This is a genomic window from Hydrogenophaga sp. LT287, assembly GCF_055702805.1.
Genome location: NZ_JBVPZC010000024.1, coordinates 21,354 through 45,116 on the forward strand (window position 1 = coordinate 21,354; position 23,763 = coordinate 45,116).

At 62.6% G+C, this 23,763-nt stretch carries 16 protein-coding genes and 3 tRNA genes; 15 read left to right on the top strand and 4 right to left on the bottom strand.

Annotated elements, in window-relative coordinates; all coding sequences use genetic code 11:
* Positions 1-20 precede the first annotated feature (20 nt).
* From rplK to AC0GNR_RS15280, 15 genes are all read left to right on the top strand, one after another.
* On the top strand, positions 21-452 hold the full coding sequence (gene rplK / locus AC0GNR_RS15210) for a 50S ribosomal protein L11 (RefSeq protein ID WP_304838858.1): 432 nt from the start codon (positions 21-23) through the stop codon (positions 450-452).
* Positions 453-1,148, top strand: a complete 696-nt coding sequence (gene rplA / locus AC0GNR_RS15215) for a 50S ribosomal protein L1 (protein WP_472901751.1) — start codon at positions 453-455, stop codon at positions 1,146-1,148. It abuts the gene before it with no gap.
* Positions 1,149-1,418: 270 nt separating this feature from the next.
* Positions 1,419-1,985, top strand: a complete 567-nt coding sequence (rplJ, locus tag AC0GNR_RS15220; protein ID WP_472901752.1) for a 50S ribosomal protein L10 — start codon at positions 1,419-1,421, stop codon at positions 1,983-1,985.
* Positions 1,986-2,026: 41 nt separating this feature from the next.
* Positions 2,027-2,401 carry a 50S ribosomal protein L7/L12 gene (rplL, locus tag AC0GNR_RS15225; protein ID WP_472901753.1) on the top strand — a complete coding sequence of 125 codons (375 nt, stop codon included), beginning with the start codon at positions 2,027-2,029 and terminating at the stop codon, positions 2,399-2,401.
* A 304-nt stretch (positions 2,402-2,705) separates the two neighbouring features.
* A complete protein-coding gene (rpoB, locus tag AC0GNR_RS15230) occupies positions 2,706-6,830 on the top strand; it encodes a DNA-directed RNA polymerase subunit beta (RefSeq protein WP_472901754.1) in 4,125 nt (1,374 codons plus the stop codon).
* A 148-nt stretch (positions 6,831-6,978) separates the two neighbouring features.
* Entirely contained in the window at positions 6,979-11,202 is a 4,224-nt protein-coding gene (gene rpoC / locus AC0GNR_RS15235; RefSeq protein WP_472901755.1) for a DNA-directed RNA polymerase subunit beta', read from the top strand.
* A 166-nt stretch (positions 11,203-11,368) separates the two neighbouring features.
* Positions 11,369-11,962 (top strand): LemA family protein, encoded by a 594-nt coding sequence (locus AC0GNR_RS15240; RefSeq protein ID WP_472901756.1) that lies wholly within the window; start codon positions 11,369-11,371, stop codon positions 11,960-11,962.
* A 114-nt stretch (positions 11,963-12,076) separates the two neighbouring features.
* Complete coding sequence (locus tag AC0GNR_RS15245) at positions 12,077-13,153, top strand: M48 family metalloprotease (RefSeq protein ID WP_472901774.1); 1,077 nt, start codon at positions 12,077-12,079, stop codon at positions 13,151-13,153.
* A 52-nt stretch (positions 13,154-13,205) separates the two neighbouring features.
* Positions 13,206-14,651, top strand: a complete 1,446-nt coding sequence (gene rsmB, locus AC0GNR_RS15250) for a 16S rRNA (cytosine(967)-C(5))-methyltransferase RsmB (protein WP_472901757.1) — start codon at positions 13,206-13,208, stop codon at positions 14,649-14,651.
* A gap of 22 nt (positions 14,652-14,673) precedes the next feature.
* Complete coding sequence (locus AC0GNR_RS15255; RefSeq protein ID WP_472901758.1) at positions 14,674-15,363, top strand: DUF4390 domain-containing protein; 690 nt, start codon at positions 14,674-14,676, stop codon at positions 15,361-15,363.
* A 42-nt stretch (positions 15,364-15,405) separates the two neighbouring features.
* Complete coding sequence (locus AC0GNR_RS15260) at positions 15,406-17,655, top strand: sensor histidine kinase (protein ID WP_472901759.1); 2,250 nt, start codon at positions 15,406-15,408, stop codon at positions 17,653-17,655.
* A gap of 30 nt (positions 17,656-17,685) precedes the next feature.
* Positions 17,686-18,378 carry a response regulator gene (locus AC0GNR_RS15265; RefSeq protein WP_472901760.1) on the top strand — a complete coding sequence of 231 codons (693 nt, stop codon included), beginning with the start codon at positions 17,686-17,688 and terminating at the stop codon, positions 18,376-18,378.
* Between the two features lie 54 nt (positions 18,379-18,432).
* Positions 18,433-18,508: transfer RNA gene (locus tag AC0GNR_RS15270), tRNA-Phe, on the top strand.
* 100 nt (positions 18,509-18,608) lie between these two features.
* Positions 18,609-18,684 (top strand) — tRNA-Gly (locus tag AC0GNR_RS15275).
* Between the two features lie 7 nt (positions 18,685-18,691).
* Positions 18,692-18,766: transfer RNA gene (locus tag AC0GNR_RS15280), tRNA-Thr, on the top strand.
* Positions 18,767-19,355: 589 nt separating this feature from the next.
* Here the strand turns inward: AC0GNR_RS15280 and AC0GNR_RS15285 are convergent.
* The 4 genes from AC0GNR_RS15285 to AC0GNR_RS15300 all read right to left on the bottom strand — a co-directional run bounded on the left by AC0GNR_RS15285 (position 19,356) and on the right by AC0GNR_RS15300 (position 23,756).
* Positions 19,356-19,682: a hypothetical protein gene (locus AC0GNR_RS15285; protein WP_472901761.1), complete on the bottom strand. Its 327-nt coding sequence runs from the start codon at positions 19,680-19,682 to the stop codon at positions 19,356-19,358.
* Between the two features lie 264 nt (positions 19,683-19,946).
* Positions 19,947-20,885 (bottom strand): cytochrome-c peroxidase, encoded by a 939-nt coding sequence (locus AC0GNR_RS15290; RefSeq protein WP_472901775.1) that lies wholly within the window; start codon positions 20,883-20,885, stop codon positions 19,947-19,949.
* A gap of 298 nt (positions 20,886-21,183) precedes the next feature.
* Positions 21,184-21,675: a hypothetical protein gene (locus AC0GNR_RS15295; protein ID WP_472901762.1), complete on the bottom strand. Its 492-nt coding sequence runs from the start codon at positions 21,673-21,675 to the stop codon at positions 21,184-21,186.
* Complete coding sequence (locus tag AC0GNR_RS15300; protein WP_472901763.1) at positions 21,672-23,756, bottom strand: ATP-dependent helicase; 2,085 nt, start codon at positions 23,754-23,756, stop codon at positions 21,672-21,674. Before AC0GNR_RS15300 ends, AC0GNR_RS15295 begins: the two co-directional genes overlap by 4 nt.
* Between the last annotated feature and the right edge of the window lie 7 nt (positions 23,757-23,763).

The window sequence follows — 23,763 nt, forward strand, 5'->3', positions numbered from 1 at the left end:
GGACTCGCAGGAGCAAAACCATGGCGAAAAAAATCGTCGGTTTCATCAAGCTGCAAGTGCCAGCTGGTAAGGCCAACCCTTCCCCACCAATCGGTCCAGCGCTGGGTCAGCGCGGACTGAACATCATGGAATTCTGTAAGGCGTTCAACGCCCAGACCCAAGGCGTTGAGCCCGGTCTGCCGTTGCCCGTGGTCATCACGGCCTTTGCAGACAAGAGCTTCACCTTCATCATCAAGACGCCGCCTGCGACGACCCTGATCAAGAAGGCTATCAAGCTGGACAAGGGTTCGCCTGTGCCCAACAAGCAGAAGGTTGGCAAGATCACCCGTGCTCAGCTCGAAGAGATCGCCAAGGTCAAGATGAAAGACATGACCGCTGCCGATGTGGACGCCGCTGTGCGCACCATCGCCGGTTCGGCCCGCTCGATGGGCGTGATTGTGGAGGGTGTGTAAATGTCCAAGCTGACCAAAAAACAGAAAGCCTTTGCCGGCAAGGTTGACAGCATGAAGCTGTACGCGCTGACCGACGCGCTGGCCATCATCAAAGACTGCGCCAACGCCAAGTTTGACGAGTCCATCGACGTGGCGATCCAGCTCGGCGTGGACGCCAAGAAGTCGGACCAGGTGGTGCGTGGCGCCGTCGTGATGCCCAACGGCACCGGCAAGACCAAGCGCGTGGCTGTGTTCGCCCAAGGCGCCAAGGCCGAAGAAGCCAAAGCCGCCGGTGCTGACATCGTCGGTATGGACGATCTGGCCGCCGACATCAAGGCTGGCAAGATGGACTTCGACGTGGTCATCGCTTCGCCTGACGCCATGCGCGTTGTGGGTACCCTGGGTCAGATCCTGGGCCCACGTGGCCTGATGCCCAACCCCAAGGTGGGTACCGTGACGCCTGACGTCGCTCAAGCGGTGCGCAACGCCAAGGCTGGCCAGGTGCAGTTCCGTGTGGACAAAGCCGGTATCGTGCATGGCACCATTGGCCGCCGTTCGTTCGACAGCGACAAGCTCCAGGGCAACCTGGTGGCCTTGCTGGACGCGCTGACCAAAGCCAAGCCAGCTACCAGCAAGGGTGTTTACCTGCGCAAAGTGGCGGTTTCGTCGACCATGGGTGTGGGCGTTCGCGTCGACATGCAATCCATCTCGGCCTGATCGCTTGAAGAAAATTCGGGTGCCCCGTCAACGGACGGGTTGCCTGGGTGTGGTGGGTCTGGGGTTTGGCGGCTTGACTGCCTGGCCCCAGAGCCATCCAAGACCGTTGGTGTTGAACGGTGCCTCCAGGGGCGCGGATTGACTTAATTGTGACAAGCCAACGCAGATGGCGATCCCGCTGCAGATGGAACAAGATTCCCGAAACAGTTGGTCGCTGCAATGAGGCGTGCTGAAGGCCGTTGGGCCGCAAGCACATTTAAGGAGTAGACCTTGAGTCTGAATCGCAGTGAGAAAGAAGCGGTCATTTCCGAAGTGACCAGCCTCGCCGCTAAAGCTCAAACGCTCGTGATGGCGGAATACCGTGGCATCACGGTCGCGAACATGGACAAACTGCGCGTCACAGCCCGCAGCAACGGTGTCAGCCTGAGCGTGTTGAAAAACACCCTGGCCCGCCGTGCCGTGGCTGGTAGCGCATTTGAAGTGGCCGCTGACCAGATGACCGGTCCGTTGATCTATGGCTTCTCTGAAGACGCTGTGGCTGCCGCGAAAGTGGTGGCCGACTTCGCGAAAACCAACGACAAGTTGGTCATTCGCGGTGGCGTTTACGGTGGGAAAGTCCTGGACGTCGAAGGCGTTAAGAAGCTCGCAAGCATCCCTTCGAAAGAAGTGTTGTTGGCACAGCTGTGTGGCTTGCTGATGTCGCCCATGTCGCGTACGGCCGTTGTGCTGGGCGCACTGGCCGCGAAAAAAGGCGAAGGCGCTGCCGCACCGGCAGAAGCTGCTGCAGAACCTGCAGCCGAGACCGCCGCACCGGCAGAAGACGCTGCCGCTGCTTGATGCACGGCACGTTCGTTTAAACCAATTGTTAGGAAATCAAAATGGCATTCGATAAAGACGCATTTTTGACCGCGCTGGACAGCATGACGGTCATGGAACTCAACGACCTGGTGAAAGCCATCGAAGAGAAGTTTGGCGTGAGCGCTGCCGCCATGGCCGCTCCTGCTGCTGCTGGTGGCGGTGCCGCTGCTGCTGCTGAAGAGAAGACCGAGTTCAACGTTGTGCTGCTGGAAGCCGGCGCCAACAAGGTCTCCGTCATCAAGGCCGTTCGCGAAATCACCGGCCTGGGCCTGAAAGAAGCCAAAGACCTGGTCGACGGCGCACCCAAGAACGTGAAAGAAGGCATTGCCAAGGCCGACGCCGAAGCCGCCATGAAGAAACTGGTGGAAGCCGGTGCCAAGGCTGAACTGAAGTAATTCGGTTCCCTTCAGGGGCTGGAGTGCTCGAAAGAGCCTCCAGCCTTTGGTGCTTTCAGAGCACACCCAAAAATCGGCTTCTGAACCGGTTTCTCAACGGCCTGCCGGCTCGTGAAAAACATCCAAGAAGTATTTTTGAGTGTCTTCTGACCCCGACTGCAGAAGACGACTTGGTTCGGGCCTGTGTGCAATGCACAGGCCGTCCGCCAATGGTTGGTAGAGGCCAGCCACCAAGCATGTCACCGAGCGTTTGATGCGCCCGGTAGGCAAGACAGTCGCCGCAGACCTCAAGCCCGGAGATCTCATGGCCTCAGCATCGAATTATTCATACACCGAACGCAAACGCATCCGAAAGAGTTTTGGCACCCGCGAAACTGTCATCGCGATTCCTTACCTCTTGCAGATGCAAAAGGACGCTTACACCGCGTTCTTGCAGGCGGACTCAGCGCCCAAAAAGCGCACCAACGAGGGCCTGCAGGCCGCGTTTGAAGCCGCTTTCCCCATCGTCTCGCACAACGGTTTTGTCGAGATGAAGTTCGTGGAGTACAACCTGGCCAAGCCAGCGTTTGACGTGCGCGAATGCCAGACCCGTGGCCTGACCTTTGCCTCCGCCGTGCGCGCCCGCGTGCAGCTGATCATTTACGACCGCGAGTCGTCGACCAACCAGTCGAAGGTGATCAAGGAAGTGAAAGAGCAGGAGGTCTACATGGGCGAAGTGCCCCTGATGACCGACAAAGGTTCTTTCATCATCAACGGCACCGAGCGCGTCATCGTGTCGCAGCTGCACCGCTCGCCCGGCGTGTTCTTTGAGCACGACAAGGGCAAGACCCACAGTTCCGGCAAGTTGCTGTTCTCGGCACGCATCATTCCTTACCGCGGCTCCTGGCTGGACTTCGAGTTCGACCCGAAAGACATCTTGTTCTTCCGCGTTGACCGCCGCCGCAAGATGCCGGTCACGATCCTGCTGAAAGCCATTGGCCTGACGCCGGAAACCATCCTGGCCAACTTCTTCGTCAACGACCACTTCCGTCTGATGGACAGCGGCGCCCAGATGGCCTTTGTGCCCGAGCGCTTGCGCGGTGAAGTGGCCCGTTTTGACATCACCGACAAGTCGGGCAAAGTGGTGGTGGCCAAGGACAAGCGCATCACCGTGCGCCATACCCGTGAAATGGAACAGTCCGGCACCACGCACATCAGCGTGCCCGAAGACTTCATGATCGGCCGCGTGGTAGCCCGCAACATTGTGGACGCCGACACCGGCGAGATCATTGCCAAGGCCAACGAAGAGCTGACCGAAGCCCTGCTGAAAAAGCTGCGCACCGCGGGTGTGCAGGACCTGCAGTGTCTCTACACCAACGAACTGGACCAGGGCGCCTACATTTCGCAGACCCTGCGCAGCGACGAGACCGCTGACGAGTTCGCCGCCCGTGTGGCCATCTACCGCATGATGCGTCCCGGCGAGCCGCCGACCGAAGACGCGGTGCAGGCGCTGTTCCACCGCCTGTTCTACAACCCGGACACGTACGACCTGTCGCGCGTGGGCCGCATGAAGTTCAACGCCCGTGCCGGCCGCGACGAATCGACCGGCCCCATGGTGCTGTCCAACGAAGACATCCTGGCCGTGGTCAAGATTCTGGTGGACCTGCGCAACGGCCGTGGCGAAGTCGACGATATCGACCACCTGGGCAACCGCCGCGTGCGTTGCGTCGGCGAACTGGCCGAAAACCAGTACCGCACCGGTCTGGCCCGCATCGAGAAGGCCGTGAAAGAGCGTCTGGGCCAGGCCGAGCAAGAGCCGCTGATGCCGCACGACCTGATCAACTCCAAGCCGATTTCCGCGGCCTTGAAAGAGTTCTTCGGCGCCTCGCAGCTGTCGCAGTTCATGGACCAGACCAACCCGCTGGCCGAGATCACCCACAAGCGCCGCGTGTCGGCTCTTGGCCCGGGCGGCCTGACGCGCGAGCGCGCTGGCTTTGAGGTGCGTGACGTGCACGTGACCCACTACGGTCGTGTCTGCCCCATTGAAACGCCTGAAGGTCCAAACATTGGTCTGATCAACTCGCTGGCCTTGTATGCCCGCCTGAACGAGTACGGTTTCATTGAAACCCCGTACCGCCGGGTGGTCGATGCCAAGGTGACGAACCAGATCGACTATTTGTCGGCCATCGAAGAAGGCAAGTACGTCATTGCGCAGGCCAACGCCACGCTGGACGCCGAAGGCCGTCTGACCGGTGACCTGATCTCCGCCCGTGAAAAGGGCGAGTCGATCCTGACCCCGGCCGACACCATCCAGTACATGGACGTGTCGCCGGCGCAGATCGTGTCGGTGGCCGCTTCGCTGGTGCCGTTCCTGGAGCACGACGACGCGAACCGCGCGCTGATGGGTGCCAACATGTCGCGCCAGGCTGTGCCCGTGCTGCGTCCTGAAAAGCCGCTGGTGGGCACCGGTATCGAGCGCGTCGCCGCGATCGACTCCGGCACCGTGGTGACGGCCAAGCGTGGTGGCGTGGTCGACCACGTCGATGCCACCCGCATCGTGATCCGCGTGAATGACGCGGAAGCGGTAGCCGGTGAAGTGGGCGTGGACATCTACAACCTCATCAAGTACCAGCGTTCCAACCAGAACACCAACATCCACCAGCGCCCCATCGTCAAAAAGGGCGACAAGCTGGGCAAGGGTGACGTGATCGCCGACGGCGCTTCGACCGATCTGGGTGAAATCTCGATCGGCCAGAACATGCTGATCGCCTTCATGCCCTGGAACGGCTACAACTTCGAAGACTCGATCCTGATCTCGGAGCGCGTGGTTGCCGAAGACCGCTACACCTCGATCCACATCGAGGAACTGGTGGTCATGGCGCGTGATACCAAGCTGGGCGCGGAAGAAATCACCCGCGACATTCCCAACCTGGCCGAGCTGCAACTCAACCGCCTGGACGACTCCGGCATCATCTACGTGGGCGCTGAAGTGCTGCCTGGCGATGTGCTGGTGGGCAAGGTCACGCCCAAGGGCGAGACCACGCTGACGCCAGAAGAGAAGCTGCTGCGCGCCATCTTTGGTGAAAAAGCCAGCGACGTGAAAGACACCTCGCTGCGCGTGGGCCAGGGCTCGCAAGGCACCGTGATCGACGTGCAGGTCTTCACCCGTGAAGGCATCACGCGCGACAAGCGTGCCCAGCAGATCATTGACGACGAGCTCAAGCGCTACCGCCTGGACCTGAACGACCAGCTGCGCATCGTGGAAGCCGACGCGTTTGACCGTATCGAGAAACTGTTGATCGGCAAGGTCGCCAATGGCGGCCCCAAGAAGCTGTCCAAGGGCACCAAGATCGACAAGGCCTACCTGGACGACGTCGAGAAGTACCACTGGTTTGACATCCGTCCTTCGGAAGACGACGTGGCTGCCCAGCTGGAGTCGATCAAAAACTCCATGGAACAGACGCGCCACAGCTTCGACCTGGCTTTTGAAGAGAAGCGCAAGAAGCTCACCCAAGGCGACGAATTGCCTGCGGGCGTGCTCAAGATGGTCAAGGTGTATCTGGCGGTCAAGCGCCGCCTGCAGCCTGGTGACAAGATGGCCGGCCGCCACGGCAACAAGGGTGTGGTGTCCAAGATCGTTCCGGTCGAAGACATGCCTTACATGGCCGACGGCACCCCTGCCGACATCGTGCTGAACCCGCTGGGCGTGCCTTCGCGCATGAACGTGGGTCAGGTGCTGGAAGTGCATCTGGGCTGGGCCGCCAAAGGCTTGGGCCAGCGCATCGGTGACATGCTGCAGGCCGAGGCCAAAGCCACCGAACTGCGTGCGTTCCTGGACACCATCTACAACCAGGCCGGCAAGAAAGAGACCTTGTCCGAACTGAGCGATACCGATGTGTTCGAGATGGCGCAAAACCTGACCAGTGGCGTACCGTTTGCCACGCCGGTGTTTGATGGTGCCTCGGAAGACGAGATCCGCGCCATGCTCAAGCTGGCGTATCCGGACGACATCGCCGCCAAGAAGGGCCTGACCGAGACCCGCACCCAGGCGCAGCTGTACGACGGCCGCACGGGTGACGCTTTCGAGCGCAAGACCACCGTGGGCTACATGCACTTCCTGAAGCTGCACCACCTGGTTGACGACAAGATGCACGCCCGTTCGACCGGCCCTTACTCCCTGGTCACGCAGCAGCCGCTGGGCGGCAAGGCACAGTTTGGTGGTCAGCGTTTCGGCGAGATGGAAGTGTGGGCGCTGGAAGCCTATGGCGCTTCCTACATCTTGCAGGAAATGCTCACCGTCAAGTCCGACGACGTGCAGGGCCGCACCAAGGTGTACGAAAGCATCGTCAAGGGCGAGCACTCGATCGAAGCGGGCATGCCCGAGTCGTTCAACGTGCTGGTCAAGGAAATCCGCTCGCTGGGTATCGACATCGAACTGGAGAGAAGCTGATTACAAACCCACCCCCGCGCCGCACTTGCGGCACGTCACCCCCTCAAGGGGGCAACACCTGCGGTCCGGCAAAGCCGGTTCCGCGGTGTTCTGGGTTTAGGTCACTTCGCTCCTCTTTCGTTGTCTCTGTTTCTTTAAGGAAATTCACATGAAATCCTTGCTCGACCTGTTCAAGCAGTTCACGCCCGACGAGCATTTCGATGCCATTCGCATCGGCTTGGCGTCGCCCGAGAAAATCCGTTCGTGGTCTTTTGGCGAAGTCAAAAAGCCCGAAACCATCAACTACCGCACCTTCAAGCCTGAGCGTGACGGCCTGTTTTGCGCCAAGATTTTTGGTCCCATCAAGGACTACGAATGTCTGTGCGGCAAGTACAAGCGCCTGAAGCACCGCGGTGTCATCTGCGAGAAGTGCGGCGTTGAAGTCACGCAAACCAAAGTGCGCCGTGACCGCATGGGTCACATCGACCTGGCCGCACCTTGCGCCCACATCTGGTTCTTGAAGTCGCTGCCTTCGCGCCTGGGTCTGATCTTGGACATGACGCTGCGCGACATCGAGCGCGTGCTGTACTTTGAAGCGTATGTGATCGTTGATCCAGGCATGACCCCGCTGAAGAAATTCGCGATCATGACCGAGGACGACTACGACGCCAAGCGCAAGGAATTCGGCGACGAATTCATTGCCAAGATGGGCGCCGAAGGCATCAAGGAATTGCTGCAGGCCATCGACCTCGAAATCGAGATCGACAAGCTGCGCAACGACCTGACCGGCTCCGAACTCAAGATCAAGAAGAACGCCAAGCGCCTGAAAGTGCTGGAAGCCTTCAAGAAGTCGGGCATCAAGCCCGAGTGGATGGTGCTCGACGTGCTGCCGGTGTTGCCGCCGGACCTGCGTCCGCTGGTGCCCCTGGACGGTGGCCGCTTTGCCACTTCCGACCTGAACGACCTGTACCGCCGCGTCATCAACCGCAACAGCCGCCTGCGTCGCCTGCTGGAGTTGAAGGCCCCTGAAATCATCGCGCGCAACGAAAAGCGCATGTTGCAGGAAGCTGTGGACTCGTTGCTCGACAACGGCCGCCGCGGCAAGGCCATGACGGGCGCCAACAAGCGCGCGCTCAAGTCGCTGGCCGACATGATCAAGGGCAAGAGTGGTCGTTTCCGCCAGAACTTGCTGGGCAAGCGCGTCGACTACTCGGGCCGTTCGGTCATCGTGGTCGGCCCAACGCTCAAGCTGCACCAGTGCGGCTTGCCCAAGCTGATGGCCCTCGAATTGTTCAAGCCCTTCATCTTTGCCCAGCTGGAGCAGCGTGGCATTGCCACCACCATCAAGGCTGCCAAGAAAGAAGTGGAAGCCGGCACGCCCGTGGTGTGGGACATCCTGGAAGAGGTGATCAAAGAGCACCCGGTGATGCTGAACCGCGCACCGACGCTGCACCGCCTGGGTATCCAGGCGTTTGAGCCCATCCTGATCGAAGGCAAGGCCATTCAGCTGCACCCGCTCGTTTGCGCGGCCTTCAACGCCGACTTCGACGGTGACCAGATGGCTGTTCACGTGCCGCTGTCGGTGGAGGCGCAGATCGAAGCCCGCACCCTGATGCTGGCGTCGAACAACATCTTGTTTCCGGCCTCTGGCGAGCCCTCCATCGTGCCGTCGCAAGACGTGGTGCTGGGCTTGTACTACGCCACCCGCGACCGCATCAACGCCAAGGGCGAGGGCATGATCTTTGCCGATCTGGCCGAGCTGCAACGCGCGCTGGACAACGGCGCGGTGGAGATCACCGCCAAGATCAGCGTGCGACTGCAGCAGTACACGCTGGACAAGGCCACGGGCGAATTCACGCCGTTCATTTCCCTGGTGGACACCACCGTGGGCCGTGCGCTGCTGTCCGAGATCCTGCCCAAGGGCCTGCCCTTCGACGTGCTGAACAAGCCGCTGAAGAAAAAGGAAATCTCCAAGCTGATCAACACCGCGTTCCGCAAGTGCGGTCTGAAAGAAACCGTCGTGTTCGCCGACAAGCTGTTGCAAAACGGTTTCCGTCTGGCCACGCGTGCGGGTATTTCGATCGCGGTGGACGACATGCTGGTGCCCAAAGAGAAGCCCGCCATCATCGAGCGCTCCGAGAAGGAAGTGAAAGAGATCGCCCAGCAGTACGCTTCCGGTCTGGTGACCGCAGGCGAGCGCTACAACAAGGTGGTGGACATCTGGGGCAAGGCCGGTGACGAAATCTCCAAGGTGATGATGGCCCAGCTGGCCAAGCAAAAAACCACCGACCGCCACGGCAACGAGGTGGACCAGGAGTCGTTCAACTCGATCTACATGATGGCCGACTCGGGCGCCCGCGGTTCTGCAGCGCAGATTCGCCAGCTCGCCGGCATGCGCGGCCTGATGGCCAAGCCCGACGGCTCCATCATTGAAACCCCCATCACGGCGAACTTCCGTGAAGGTCTGAACGTGTTGCAGTACTTCATCTCGACGCACGGCGCCCGCAAGGGCTTGGCCGACACGGCGTTGAAGACGGCCAACTCGGGCTACCTGACGCGCCGTCTGGTGGACGTGACGCAAGACTTGGTGGTCAACCACCAGGACTGCGGCACCACCAATGGCACGGTGATGCGCGCCATTGTTGAAGGTGGTGAAGTGATCGAGTCGCTGCGCGACCGCATCTTGGGCCGTACCACGGCCGAGGAAGTGATTCACCCAGAGACCCGCGCCGTCATGGTGCCGGCTGGCCAGATGATGGACGAAGACATGCTGGACGAGCTCGAAGCCGCCGGTGTGGACGAAGTCAAGGTTCGCACCGCGCTGACCTGCGAAACCCGCTTTGGTATTTGCGCCAAGTGCTATGGCCGCGATCTGGGCCGTGGTGGCCTGGTGAACATCGGTGAAGCCGTGGGTGTGATCGCTGCACAGTCGATCGGTGAGCCGGGTACCCAGCTGACCATGCGCACCTTCCACATCGGTGGTGCCGCGTCGCGTGCGGCGGTGGCCTCCAGCGTGGAAGCCAAGTCCACCGGTTCGATCGGTTTCAACGCCACCATGCGTTACGTGACCAACACCAAAGGCGAACTGGTGGTGATTTCCCGTTCCGGCGAAATCATCATCCACGACGACATTGGTCGCGAGCGTGAGCGCCACAAGGTGCCTTACGGTGCCATCCTCGCCGTCAAGGCCGACCAGGCCATCAAGGCCGGCGCCGTGCTGGCCAACTGGGACCCGCTGACCCGACCCATCATCACGGAGTTCGCCGGTCAGGTGAAGTTCGAGAACGTGGAAGAAGGCCTCACCGTGGCCAAGCAGGTCAACGACGTGACCGGTTTGTCCTCGCTGGTGGTGATCGATCCGAAGCATCGCGGTTCGACCAAGGTGGTGCGTCCGCTGGTCAAGCTGCTGGACGCGCAGAGCAACGAAGTGAAGATCCCCGGCACCGACCACTCGGTGACGGTGGGCTTCCCTATCGGCTCCCTGCTCGAAGTGCGCGACGGCCAGGAAGTGGGCCCAGGCCACGTGCTGGCCCGCATCCCGGTCGAAGGCCAGAAGACGCGCGACATCACCGGCGGTCTGCCGCGTGTGGCCGAGCTGTTTGAAGCCCGCTCGCCGAAAGACAAGGGCATGCTGGCCGAGATGACCGGTACCGTGTCGTTCGGCAAGGAAACCAAAGGCAAGGTTCGCCTGCAGATCACCGATCCCGAAGGCAAGGTCTGGGACGATCTCATCCCCAAGGAAAAGAACATCCTGGTGCACGAAGGCCAGGTGGTCAACAAGGGCGAGAGCGTGGTGGACGGCCCGGCCGATCCGCAGGACATCTTGCGTCTGCTGGGTATCGAAGCCCTGTCGCGCTACATCGTGGACGAAGTGCAGGACGTTTACCGTTTGCAGGGTGTGAAGATCAACGACAAGCACATCGAGGTGATCGTTCGCCAGATGCTGCGCCGCGTGATCGTCGACGCCGTGGGTGATTCCACCTACATTGCTGGCGAGCAGGTGGAGCGCTCGGAGATCCTGAACACCAACGACGCCCTGCGCGCCGAAGGCAAGATCCCCGCGACCTACAGCAACGTGTTGCTGGGTATCACCAAGGCTTCCCTGTCGACCGACTCGTTCATCTCCGCGGCTTCCTTCCAGGAAACCACCCGCGTGCTGACCGAAGCGGCCATCATGGGCAAGCGCGATGAGCTGCGTGGCCTGAAGGAAAACGTGATCGTGGGTCGTCTGATCCCGGCCGGTACCGGTATGGCTTACCACGAGGCACGCAAGGTCAAGGAAAAGATGGACGACGAAGAGCGCCGCGCCATTTCCGAAGCCGACGCCCTGTCGCTGGCGGCCGACCAGGCTGACCACGCCGAGGTGTCCAGCGGCAGCGATGCCGCTGAATAAAGCGGCCATGGCGGACAGGCTCACCGCCTGACCCTCAAAAGCCCCCGACCATCCGGTCGGGGGCTTTTTTTATGCCTTTGGCTGGTTTGCATCACGCAGCGGTCGCAAGGCCCTGGGGTATATTGCCCTCGCTTGCGAAACGACCGACCCTGAAGGAGTTGCCCTCATGTCTGCTGCGCTGTGGATCTTTCTGGCCCTGGGCCTGCTGGTGTTTTTCTGGGCGGTGGGCGCTTACAACCGCCTTGTGCGGCTGAAAAATGCCATCGCCAACGCCTTTGGGCAGATCGACGTGCAGCTCAAGCGCCGGTACGACCTGATCCCCAACCTTGTGGAGGTGGCGCGCAAATACCTGGCCCATGAGGCGCAGACGTTGGAGGCGGTGATCGCCGCGCGCAACCAGGCCCGTGCCGCCGAGCAAACCGCTGCGGGCAGCCCGCTCAATGCGGGTGCGCTGGGCGCGTTGGCGGGTGCCGAGCAGCTGCTTGGCGGTGCGTTGGGCCGCTTGTTTGCCGTGGCTGAGGCCTACCCCGATCTGAAAGCCGACCAGACCATGCGCGAATTGAGCGAAGAGCTGGCGAGCACCGAAAACCGCATCGGCTTTGCCCGCCAGGCGTACAACGACCACGTGCTCGAATTCAACGACGCCGCCGCCCAGTTCCCGACCCTCATCGTGGCCCGGCTGTTCAACTTCACGGCGCAGGCGATGCTGGCGTCCACCAGCAACGAAGCCGAGCGCCAGGTGGTGAAGGTTGTTTTCTGATCTGTGCCCGGGCCGGGCTGCGCCCGTCACCCCCTCGGGGGAGGCACTGGCCCTCTGGCAAAGCGGGCTCGGCGGTGTCCTCGGGCATGTCACCGTCTGCCCTGAGGGGTTGTGGTGCTGATATTTGAGTCGCAGCGCGAAGCACGGGGCGAAACGCGCAAGCTGTTGCTCGCGTTTGTGCTCACGGTGCTGCTGTTGGTGGTGGCCATTAACGCGGCCCTGGCCGTGGCCTGGGGCCTGACCTGGGGCTTCTGGACACCCGGCGAGATGCGGTTTCCCCGCCACTTCTTTGCCGTCAACACTGGCGTGGTGTTGCTGTTTGTGTTGGGTGGCTGGTGGGTGGAAACCTCGCGCCTGGCCGACGGCGGCGGCCAGCGTCTGGCCGAGCAAATGGGTGCTCGCCCGGTGCAGCCATCAAGCGACTTTGACGAGCAACGCTTTCGCAACATCGTGGAAGAAATGGCCGTGTCCTCCGGCATGAAGCGCCCGCAGGCCATGGTGCTTGCACGCGACCCGAGCATCAATGCCTTTGCGGCGGGCTGGGACGAAGATGACGCGGTGGTAGCCGTGACGCGGGGCGCGCTGGAGTTGTTGTCGCGCGATGAACTGCAGGGCCTGGTGGCCCATGAATTCAGCCACATCCGAGAAGGCGATACGCGGCTCAACATGCGGCTTATTGGCATGGTGTTTGGTCTGGAAATGCTCTACCGCATGGGCCAGCATCTGTTTGAGCCCGATGTGAAAGACCGCCGCATGGCTGCGGCTTTGCTGGGCCTGGCCATCATGGCTGCGGGTTGGCTGGGTTGGCTGGCGGGGCACGCGCTGCAGGCCGCTGTGTCGCGCCAGCGCGAATACCTGGCCGACGCGCGAGCCGTGCAATGGACCCGCAGCCGCGATGGACTGGGTGGCGTGTTGCGCAAGATTCTGAGCCAGCAGCGCGATGGCGTGGTCACCAGCCGCATTGGCTCCATGGTGCAACACCTGCTGCTGGTGTCCAACGAAACCGGCCCGGTGGCCCATTGGCTCGACTCGCACCCCACCCTGGAACAGCGCATACGCCGCATTTACGGCCGCGCCATGGGCCCTTTGCCCCTGACGCGGGACGACGAAAAACCCCAGCCTGACGCTGCGGCTCAAGCCTCCACCGCCGCCGCGCCAGCAGCGGAAGGCCCGGGCTGGACGCTGATTTGAAGCCGGGTTTGTCTGGCGCTGCGCGTTTGCGCCACACTCCGGGGTCTCCAACATGGAATTGCCCGTGACCGCTTCAGCCCGCCCCCAAGCTTCTACCCAGTACAGGCCACGTCCTGACTCACCCACAGCGCCACGGCTCGCGCCCAGTCTGGCAGCCCAGCTGCGCCACACCGCACGCTGTGTGCTGGCGGTGGAGCAGGGTCGTTCGCTCAGTGAAGTGATGCCCTTGGTCAGCGCCGAGCTGCGCCCGGGTGTGCAGGCGCTCACCTTTCATGTGTTGCGCCAATTGGGTACCGCCCGCGCGGTGGTGGGCCAGCTGGTGCAGCGCAAGCCCGACCCTGCGGTGATGGCGCTGCTGTGCAGCGCTGTGGCCCTGCTGCTGGATGGGGTGGACGCGACCCAGGGCGCCGCAGCAGCCAGCGCATCTGGCGCACGACCCGCCGGGCCGCACTACGAACCCCACACCGTGGTCAACCAGGCGGTGGACGCTGCGCGGCAAGACCACAGCACCCAGCGCCAGGCGGCGTTTGTCAACGCTTGCCTGCGCCGCTTCTTGCGCGAGCGCGAAGCGCTGATGAGCGCTGTGGCCAGCTTGCCCGTGGCGCGCTGGAACCACCCGACCTGGTGGATTGAGCGCTTGCAGCGCGACCACCCCGAGCATTGGGCCGCCATTCTGGAGGCCAACAACCAGCCCGGGCCCATGGCCCTGCGCGTCAACCGCCGCAAAACCACCCGCGCCAGCTACCTGCAGGCACTGCAGGCCTTGGGCGTTGCATCCACCCCGGTGGGCACCGATGGCCTGGTGCTGGATGCCCCCCAGCCGGTGGAACGCCTCCCTGCATTTGCGCTGGGTCACGCTTCGGTGCAAGACGCCGCAGCGCAAATGGCCGCTTCGCTCTTGCTACAAGGACGAGAGTGGGCGCTCACAGACCGCGTGCTGGACGCCTGCGCAGCCCCGGGCGGCAAAACCGCGCATGTGCTGGAATGGGCCGATCTGGATCTGCTGGCGCTGGACGTGGACGCCCGCCGCTGCGAACGCATCCACGACAACTTGCAGCGCCTGGGCCTGCGGGCCGAGGTGCGTTGCGCCGACGCCGCCCGCCCCGCCGACTGGTGGGACGGCCGGGCGTTTGACGCCATCTTGCTCGACGCACCCTGCACCGCCTCGGGCATTGTGCGGCGCCACCCCGACGTGCGCTGGTTGCGCCGCGCGTCGGACGTAGACCAGTTGGTGGCCATCCAGCGGGCCCTGCTGGAAGCGCTCTGGCCCTTGGTGAAACCGGGCGGTCGCCTGGTGTATTGCACCTGCTCGGTGTTCCGTGCCGAAGGCGCCGATCAGGTCGCAGCGTTCCTTGAGCGCCACACTGACGCGGTTCATCGGCCCTCTGTGGGCCATTTGCTGCCCGGTTTGGCCGCCCCGGCGGGGGAGTTCAACGACAATCCACCAGGTGGATACGACGGCTTCTTTTACGCACGCATCGACAAGGCCCAGCCTTGATCGGCCGCCGTTTGGCGCGCGCGTGAGCCGCTTGTTGCGCGGGTTGCGCGCCGTCTTGGCTGCGGTTGGCTTGGCCTGGCTCGCCCTCACGCCGGCCCAAGCCTACGAGCCTGAAATTTTGCAAATGAGCGTGCAGCGCTCCCACGAAGCGGTGTACCTGTCGGCCCGGCTCAAGCTGGAACCGGGTGCCGCCGTGGAAGACGCCCTGATGAAAGGGGTGCCGCTGTATTTCGCCTGGCAGGCCGATGTGTACCGCCAGCGCTGGTATTGGTCGGACAAACGGGTGTCCACCGCGCTGCGCACCTTGCGCCTGGCCTACCAGCCCCTGACGCGCCGCTGGCGGCTGAGCCTGTCCAACGATGTGAGTGGTGTCGCCGGGGCCGGTCTGCAATACGCGTTGCACCAAAATTTTGACAGCCTCGCCGAGGCCCTGGCGGGCATTGGCCGGGTGTCGCGCTGGAAGGTGTCCGACGCCAACCGCCTGCAAGCCGACGACAAACACCGTGTGGAATGGCGCTTTCGGCTTGACCTGTCCTTGCTCCCCCGCCCGTTCCAGATTGGCATGAGCAACCAGCCTGAATGGGACATTGCCGTGCAAAAAGTGCTGCGGGTACCCACGCAGGCCGAACCTGAGCCCCAGCCCGACAGCGCCCCCGATATTCGTCCTGACGATGCGTTGGTCGAGTCGGTGGCCGCAGAACCCGGGCGCTGACGCTTGCCGGCGTTGACCGACCCGAACCCGACCTTCGCGCCCTTGAGCCCCGTCGAAACCCCCTCATCTCGCAAGAAAACCGCTGCCGTGCGCTGGGCGGTGGTGGTGGGTCTGGTGTTCATGACCGGGCTGGGCATGGTGTTGCTGTTCCTGCTGACCCTGGCCACCCGCAACCGGGTTTTTTACGAGCAAAACTTCGCCTGGCTGGTGGGCATCAATGTGGCGGTGGCGGCCGTGCTGGTGGGCATCATTTTGTGGCTGGCGGTGCGGTTGGCGGTGCGCTTCAAAAAGGGCAAGTTTGGCAGCCGCCTGCTGATCAAGCTGGCCGGCATCATCGGGCTGGTGGGCATTCTGCCCGGCCTGTTGATCTACACCGTGTCTTACCAGTTCGTGTCGCGCTCCATTGAGAGCTGGTTCGACGTGCGGGTCGAGTCGGCGCTGAGTGCCGGCCTGAGCCTGGGCCGCACCACGCTGGACACCCTGAGCGCCGACCTGAGCAGCAAGACCCGCATGGCCGCAGAAGGCCTGGCGCGTGTGCCCGACGCTTCTGCCGTGCTGGCGCTGGAGCGTTTGCGCGAGCAGCTGTCTGCCACCGACGTGGTGCTCTGGAATGCAGCCGGACAGGCACTTGCGAGCGCGGGCACCTCGCGCTTTGAAATTTCACCCAGCAGTCCGGGCCCGGCACAACTGCGTAACGTGCGCGCGGCCCGCGTGGTGGCGCAAATTGAAGGACTCGAAGAGGGCAGCGATGGTGCGCTGGAAGCCGCTCAGGCCGCCGGGCAGGCCAGCATCAAGGTGCTGGCGCTGGTGAACGCGCCGGCCTTTGGTTTCAACGCCGAGCCGCGCTACTTGCAGGTCATTGCACCGCTGCCTGCTGCGCTGGTGGCCGACGCCCTGGCCGTGCAGGTGGCCAACCGCGAGTACCAGGAACGGGCCCTGGCCCGGGAGGGCCTGCGCCGCATGTACATCGGCACGCTCACGCTGGCGCTGTTTCTGGCGGTGTTTGGGGCTGTGCTGCTGGCTGTGCTGCTGGGCAACCAGCTGGTGCGCCCGCTCCTGGTGCTGGCTGAAGGCATGCGCGAAGTGGCCGCCGGCAACCTGGCACCCAAGACCGCGCTTGCCGCGCGCGACGAACTCGCAGGCCTCACCCGCACCTTTGCCCACATGACGCAAGACCTGGCCGATGCCCGCAACGCCGTGCAGCACAGCATGGCCCAGGTGGATGCCGCGCGCGACAGCTTGCAGACCATTCTGGACAACCTCACCGCTGGCGTGGTGGTGCTGGACGAGCACGCCCGGGTGCTCAGCGTGAACCCCGGAGCCGCGCGCATATTGCGCACCCCGCTGGGGCTGCACCTGGGCAAACCATTTGCCGAGGTGCCCGGGCTTGAGCCCTTCGCGGCCGGCGTGTTGCAGCAGTTTGATCGGTTTTTGTCAGACGACACCCCCCACGAGGGCGGCTACTGGCAACAGTCGTTCGAGCTCAATGCCAACGGCACCACCCCGTTTGACGAAGGCATCACCCTCATTGCCAGGGGCGCCTTGCTCCCCAACAACGACCGCCTGCTGGTGTTCGACGACGTGTCTGAAATGGTGTCGGCACAGCGCGCCCAAGCCTGGGGCGAGGTGGCGCGCCGCCTGGCCCACGAAATCAAGAACCCGCTCACACCCATCCAGCTCTCGGCCGAGCGCCTGGCCATGAAGCTCGACGGCAAAGTGCAGCCGTCCGAGCAAGCCATCCTCACCAAATCGGTCAAAACCATTGTGGACCAGGTGGACGCCATGAAGCGACTCGTCAACGAGTTCCGCGACTACGCGCGCCTGCCTGCCGCCCAGCTGGCCCCCACCGATCTCAACGCGCTGGTGCGCGATATTCTGTCGCTGTACGACAGTGCCACCGTGCCCGTGCGCTTTGAGTTGGCCGACGACTGCCCGCTCGCCATGGCCGACGCCCAGCAGGTGCGCCAGATGGTGCACAACCTGGTGCAAAACGCCCAGGACGCGGTGGTCGGGCACCCGGGGGCCGAGGTGTTGCTGCGCACCCGCCGCTCCGACTCCGGCCAATGGGTGCGCCTGTCCGTGGTTGACCAAGGTCCCGGCTTTGCCGAACACATCCTCAAGCGGGCGTTCGAGCCCTACGTCACCACCAAGGTCAAAGGCACGGGTCTGGGGCTGGCGGTGGTCAAGAAAATCATGGACGAACACGGTGGTCGGGTTGACCTTTCCAACCGCGTCGTCGACGGCAAAGTGGTGGGTGCTCAAGTGTCGTTATCATTCGCAGTGGTTAATTGACAACATCGACAGAGGGAAGCACACCGCGCCATGGCAACTATTTTGGTCGTAGACGATGAACTGGGCATTCGGGATTTGCTCTCCGAGATCCTGAACGACGAGGGCCACACCGTCGAACTTGCTGAAAACGCCGCGCAGGCCCGTGCCGTGCGTGCCTTGCTGCGCCCCGATTTGGTGTTGCTGGACATCTGGATGCCCGACACCGACGGCGTGAGCTTGCTCAAGGAATGGGCCAGCAGCGGCTTGCTGTCCATGCCCGTGATCATGATGAGCGGCCACGCCACCATCGACACCGCTGTAGAAGCTACCCGCATCGGCGCCACCGCGTTCCTTGAAAAGCCCATCACCCTGGCCAAACTGCTGAAGGCGGTTGACCAGGGGCTGAATAAAACCATGCTCAAAACCGGCGCAGTTTTGACGCCGCCCAAAAACGGTTCCATCCCGGCCGTTGAACTCACCGTGGAATCGGCCATGACCGGCGGCACCTTGCCCGAGATGGTCATGGACATTGGGCCGCAGTCCCTGCAGTCGTTCAACCTGGAAGGCCCATTGCGCGAAGCCCGCGACGAGTTTGAAAAGGCCTACTTTGAATTCCACCTGGCCAAAGAGTCTGGCTCCATGACCCGTGTGGCCGAAAAGACCGGGTTGGAGCGCACCCACCTGTACCGAAAACTCAAACAGCTGGGTGTCGATCTGGCCCGCAGCAAGCGCAACGCGCTCTGATCGGCATTTGCGCCAGAAACCCCGTTAAAAGGTGCTATACTCTCGCTTCTGTTTGGCCCGGTAGCTCAGTTGGTAGAGCAGCGGATTGAAAATCCGCGTGTCGATGGTTCGATTCCGTCCCAGGCCACCAAACATTCAGAAAGCCCAGCTCCAAAGGCTGGGCTTTTCTTTGACAGACCTCCGTGAATGCACTTGTGCAACCCTGGATGGCTCGGTCAAAGAACCGGTTTGCGGGATTAGCTCAGTTGGTAGAGCGATACCTTGCCAAGGTATAGGTCGAGAGTTCGAGTCTCTTATCCCGCTCCATATCGCTGCCCATGTGGCTCAGTGGTAGAGCACTCCCTTGGTAAGGGAGAGGTCGCGGGTCCGATTCCCGCCATGGGCACCAAAAGCGCCCAACGCCTTCAGAAGCCCGTTCGTTGCAGCGGGCTTTTTGCTTTCTGTGGTTTCACCCCAGTCGCTAGTGTCCACTCTCACCCAGATGATTTTTCCAGGAATGGACGTTCGCATGCCTGGCCGCTGAGTTGGCATGTGCCTTCTGCGGAAAGCCAGTGGTGGGCGTGCCCCACGCAGCCGGTTTGGCAGACGACCGGGTGGACGGATTCCGGGCCCGCGCGGGTGGTTGCACCCTGGGCTCGAAGCGCTTTGCGCTTTGCAGCGGTTGGTTGGCCCGCCGACGAGCGCGGCACCAAGCCCCAGAGCACTGCCGTGCGGGTCACAACCAGCTGCCCGCGAAGCCGCAACACCTCACCGCTCAGGGCTTGCAGGCGGGCTTCTTTGTCTGCCAGCAAGGCTGACACGCTCGATTGCAAGCGCCCCATGTGGCGCACCAGAACAGCGTGCTCTTGCGCCACGCTCACGGGCACTGGGTTGTGTGGTTTGGGTCTACCGGGTGACTGGCCAGTTTCATCGCGGCGGTTGCCGAGGCATTGCACTGCGGCCTGGGAACTGGGCTGTGGGACCATGCTGGGCATTTCTCAATGCACCTGCGAGGCCGCAGCGTGCCACAGCCGGGTTTCTGGCAACAGGTGGTTGTCATGAGCCAGCACGGTGGTTGCGGCTGGTTCTGCCAGGGCTTCCCAGTGCTGGTGCATACGTTGCGCCACGGTGCGGAAGTTGGGTGTGAGGTCTGGGTTCTGCCCCAGAAAATACAGGTTGGAGCGAATCTTTTTGGCCATGAGCATGCGTTGTCGGGCGCAGGCGCTCTGTGCGTGACCGGTCATGAGCGCCAGCGTGCCGGCCAGCATGGCTTCGGCGCAGGGCATGACAAATTCTTCATCGTGGGGTTTGGTGTCGGGGTTCATGGCAGTCTCCAGGCGGTGGGTGGACAGCACGGCAAGGCGTGCGGGATGCTGGCTTCCTGTGGGTGTGCGGCTGCAATGGCGAATTCAGGTGCCTGGCATGGTGAATATTAAATGAGAACCATTCTCATGCAATAGGTTTTTCACCATCTTTTACAAATGGCCGCCGCCATCGATGCGGCGATCGCTGCGATCGCCCATAAAAAAACCGGCCGAGTGGCCGGTTGGTGGCATCCCGTTGGGACGGGATGCGTTTGGAACGAACGCTCAGTTGAACGGACGTGGCACAGGGGTTTTGTCGGTGGAAGGCGGCAACACGGGCAGGGCGAACTGAGGTTGCTGACCGGTCAAGGTCTTCAGGAACGCCACGATCTTGGCGTTTTCGTCCTTCGTGTACTCACGGCCCAGTTGCAGCTTGCCCATCAGGTCGACAGCCACGGTCAGGGTGGGGGCTTCGCCGTCGTGGAAGTAGGGGTAGGTCAGTTCCACGTTGCGTAAGGTAGGCACCTTGAAGTTCAGGCGGTCGGCGTCTTTGCCGGTCACTTCCTGGCGGCCTTGGGCGGTGCTGGCCGTTTTGTAGGGTTGCACCAGACCCATTTTCTGGAACGAGGTACCGCCCAGGTTAGGACCGTTGTGGCAGGCCACACAGCCACTTTCTTTGAACAGCTGGTAGCCGGCCAGTTCGTCCTTGCTCAGGGCGCGTTCGTCGCCATCCAGCCAGCGGTCGAAGCGCGAGTTGGGCGTGACCAGCGTTTCTTCAAAAGCGGCAATGGCGGTGGTCACTTCGTCGATGCTCAGCTTGTCGCTTTTGAAGACGGATTTGAACTCGTTCACGTAGCCGGGGATCGACTTCAGGGTGTCAATGGCCAGCTCGTGCGTGAAGGCCATTTCGCCGGGGTTGGCGATCGGGCCGCCGGCCTGGTCTTTCAGGGTGGCGGCGCGGCCATCCCAGAACTGCGCCAGGTTCAGGCTGGAGTTGAGCACGGTGGGCGAATTGATGGGGCCCTGAGACCAGTTGTGGCCGATGGAGGTCTTGAGGTTGTCAGAACCGCCCATGCTCAGGTTGTGGCACGAGTTGCAGGAGATGAAGCCAGACTTTGACAGGCGGGGATCAAAGAACAGTTTTTTGCCCAGTTCCACCATGGCTGGGTCCATGTTGCGTGGCGCGGGGATGGTCTGCACGGGTTCGTCGCGCTTCTGGGCCATGGCCGTGCCGGCCGACAAGAAGGTGGCGGCGGCCAATGCGCACAGAGTCCAGGTGAATATTCTTGAGGTTTTCATGATCGACTCGCTGTAGGGAAATGACATGTCAGCAAGGCAGGGGATGGCGGGGTATTTCCCGTAAATCCATTTCGCTGACAGGGTCAATGTATGCGGGTTGACCCTAATGGTTTTTGACCCTTGTCAAAGTGGCGAACGATCTGGATAGTTTTTGACTATGGTTCAAATAGCCAACGTCAGACGCTGATTTGCGAAACATCAATGCGCAGCAAGTGCGCTGATGTCATTGCCAGCCAATGCTCTTGCGCAACAAAAACTGTAGCGGCGCTGATGCTTGGCCCAGGCTCTCGGCCAGGCGGCGGGTGCCGCGAATGGTCTGGCCGCAGTCCTGCGGCACGCCCGCCCACACCGCGTCTATGGCGATGCCGTCGGCGGATTCGTCCAGGTTGAATTCGCCGTCGATCACATCGCCCGAGACCAGGGCTTGAACGGGGACGCCCTCGGCGGTGCGCTGAATGTGGCCGCGGACGCTGCCGGGGTATTCGGGATGGCGCTCAAACCGCAGCGTGCCGGTGGACGTGGGCGCAGATGCGCTGCCCTCGGGCCGCCACAGCGTGAGCTGCCACGTGCCGTACAGGTGGGCTGGGGTCATGGCAGACGCTTCGGTGCAGACCAGTGCCGGCGCCGTGGTGGTGGGCTGCTGGCCCCAGGCGCTGGGCGCCAGCAGCAGGCACAGCAGGGCGCTCCATGGGGTACCGAGCTTCAAGCGTTTCATGGCGTTTCGGCCGCCTTGGCGGCGGCTGTTTCGGTGGCGCGCTGGGCAAACTCGGCCCGCAGCGCACGCAGTTTCTCGCGCGGGTCTTCTTTCACCGTGTTTTGGTCCAGCCCCATTTCTTGAATGAAGCGGCTGGCCTGACCCGGAATGCTTTCGCGGCCTTTCTTTCTGCGCTTGAGCCAGCTCACGGCCAGGGTGCGCTGGGCCCGGGTGATCCCCACGTACATCAGGCGCCGCTCTTCTTGCAGGCGCTGGGCCATGCTCTCGGTGGTGGCGTCGCTCTGGCCGGGCTCTTCTTCCATCTTGAAGGGCAGCAAGCCTTCATTCACGCCCACCAGCATCACATGGGGCCATTCAAGGCCTTTGGATGCGTGCAGAGTGGAAAGGGTGACCATGTTTTCGTCTTGCTCGCGCTCGCTCAGGGTCGAAAGCAGCGCAATGGTCTGCACCACTTCCAGCAGGGTTTTGCGCTCGGTTTCGGTTTTCACGCCGCCGTCGTCTTCTACCTTGCCGCCGCAGCGCCCGGCCACCCAGTCGCAGAAGTCCATCACGTTGGTCCAGCGCGCGGCCGCCACTTTTTCGTTGTCTTCGCTCTCGTACAGGTGCTTTTCGTAGTCGATGTCTTTGAGCCACTCGGTGAGAAACGCACGCCCGGCCTCATGCCCCACGGTGTGTTTGGCGCGGTATTCCAGGTCGTTCACGGCGCGGCCAAATTCGTGCAGCGTGGCCACCGCGCGCGCGGGCAGGGTGGCGCCCAGCGAATGGGAAAACAGCGCTTCAAACAGGCTGAGCTTGTACTGCGTGGCAAAGTTGCCCAGCTGTTGCAAGGTGGTGTGGCCAATGCCGCGCTTGGGCGTGGTGGCCGAGCGCAGAAACGCCGGGTCGTCGTTGTTGTTGGTGATCAGGCGCAGCCAGCCGCACAGGTCGCGTATTTCGGCTTTGTCAAAAAAGCTTTGCCCGCCCGATACCTTGTAGGGAATTTGTGCGCGCCGCAGCGACTGCTCAAACGGCCGCGCCATGTGGTTGGCGCGGTACAAGATGGCGAAGTCGCGCCATTCTTTGTGGGGCGACGAGGCCTGCAGGCTCTGGATGCGCGCCACCGCGCGCTCGGCCTCGTGCTCTTCGTTGTCGGCGTCCACCACGCGCACCGGCTCGCCTTCGCCCAGGTCGCTCCACAGCGTTTTCGGGAACAGCTTGGGGTTGGGCCCAATCACGTTGTTGGCCGCCCGCAAAATGGCGCTGGTGGAGCGGTAGTTTTGCTCCAGCTTGATGACTTTCAGCTCGGGAAAGTCTTGCGGCAGGCGCTTCAGGTTGTCCAGCGTGGCGCCGCGCCAGCCGTAAATGCTCTGGTCGTCGTCGCCCACGGCGGTGAAGCGGGCGCGTTCACCCACCAGCAGCTTCAGCAGCTCGTATTGGGTGGCGTTGGTGTCCTGGTATTCGTCCACCAGCACATGGCCCATCTTTTTCTGCCAGCGCTCGCGCACATCCAGGTGTTCGGTCAGCAGCTTCAGTGGCAGGCTGATCAGGTCGTCAAAGTCCACGCTCTGGTAGGCGGTCAGGCGCTCTTCGTAGCGCGCCATGATGGTGGCGGTCACGCGCTCGTCGTCGTCTTTGGCCAGCGCCAGCGCCTGGGCCGAATTCAGGCCCGCGCTTTTCCACGCGCTGATGGCCCACTGCCACTGGCGTGCGGCGGCCGTGTCCGTGCTGCCGCCGCAGTCTTTCAGCAGGCTGGTGATGTCGTCCGTGTCCAGAATGGAAAACTGCTTTTTCAGCCCCAGCGCTGCACCGTCTTCGCGCAGCAGGCGCACACCCAGCGCATGAAACGTGCAAATGAGCACCTTGCGGGCTTCGCGCCCCACCAGCTGTTTGGCGCGCTCGCGCATTTCGCTGGCGGCTTTGTTGGTGAAGGTGATGGCGGCAATGCGGTCGGCTGCCAGGCCCGCCTGAATGAGGCGGCCAATCTTGTGCGTGATCACCCGCGTTTTGCCCGACCCGGCCCCAGCCAGCACCAGACACGGCCCGCCCAGGTGGTTCACGGCGTCAAGCTGGGCGAGGTTCAGGCCGGAGGCGTTGGCTGACATGGAAATA

What these genes read in the sequence shown, in the direction of transcription:
- rsmB (WP_472901757.1), top strand. Translation starts at nt 13,206, where the DNA reads ATGGAATTGCCCGTGACCGCTTCAGCCCGCCCCCAAGCTTCTACCCAG.
- rplA (WP_472901751.1), top strand. Translation starts at nt 453, where the DNA reads ATGTCCAAGCTGACCAAAAAACAGAAAGCCTTTGCCGGCAAGGTTGAC.
- rplK (WP_304838858.1), top strand. Translation starts at nt 21, where the DNA reads ATGGCGAAAAAAATCGTCGGTTTCATCAAGCTGCAAGTGCCAGCTGGT.
- AC0GNR_RS15295 (WP_472901762.1), bottom strand. Translation starts at nt 21,675, where the DNA reads ATGAAACGCTTGAAGCTCGGTACCCCATGGAGCGCCCTGCTGTGCCTG.
- AC0GNR_RS15290 (WP_472901775.1), bottom strand. Translation starts at nt 20,885, where the DNA reads ATGGCCCAGAAGCGCGACGAACCCGTGCAGACCATCCCCGCGCCACGC.
- AC0GNR_RS15285 (WP_472901761.1), bottom strand. Translation starts at nt 19,682, where the DNA reads ATGAACCCCGACACCAAACCCCACGATGAAGAATTTGTCATGCCCTGC.
- AC0GNR_RS15300 (WP_472901763.1), bottom strand. Translation starts at nt 23,756, where the DNA reads ATGTCAGCCAACGCCTCCGGCCTGAACCTCGCCCAGCTTGACGCCGTG.
- AC0GNR_RS15265 (WP_472901760.1), top strand. Translation starts at nt 17,686, where the DNA reads ATGGCAACTATTTTGGTCGTAGACGATGAACTGGGCATTCGGGATTTG.
- rpoB (WP_472901754.1), top strand. Translation starts at nt 2,706, where the DNA reads ATGGCCTCAGCATCGAATTATTCATACACCGAACGCAAACGCATCCGA.
- AC0GNR_RS15240 (WP_472901756.1), top strand. Translation starts at nt 11,369, where the DNA reads ATGTCTGCTGCGCTGTGGATCTTTCTGGCCCTGGGCCTGCTGGTGTTT.
- rplL (WP_472901753.1), top strand. Translation starts at nt 2,027, where the DNA reads ATGGCATTCGATAAAGACGCATTTTTGACCGCGCTGGACAGCATGACG.
- rpoC (WP_472901755.1), top strand. Translation starts at nt 6,979, where the DNA reads ATGAAATCCTTGCTCGACCTGTTCAAGCAGTTCACGCCCGACGAGCAT.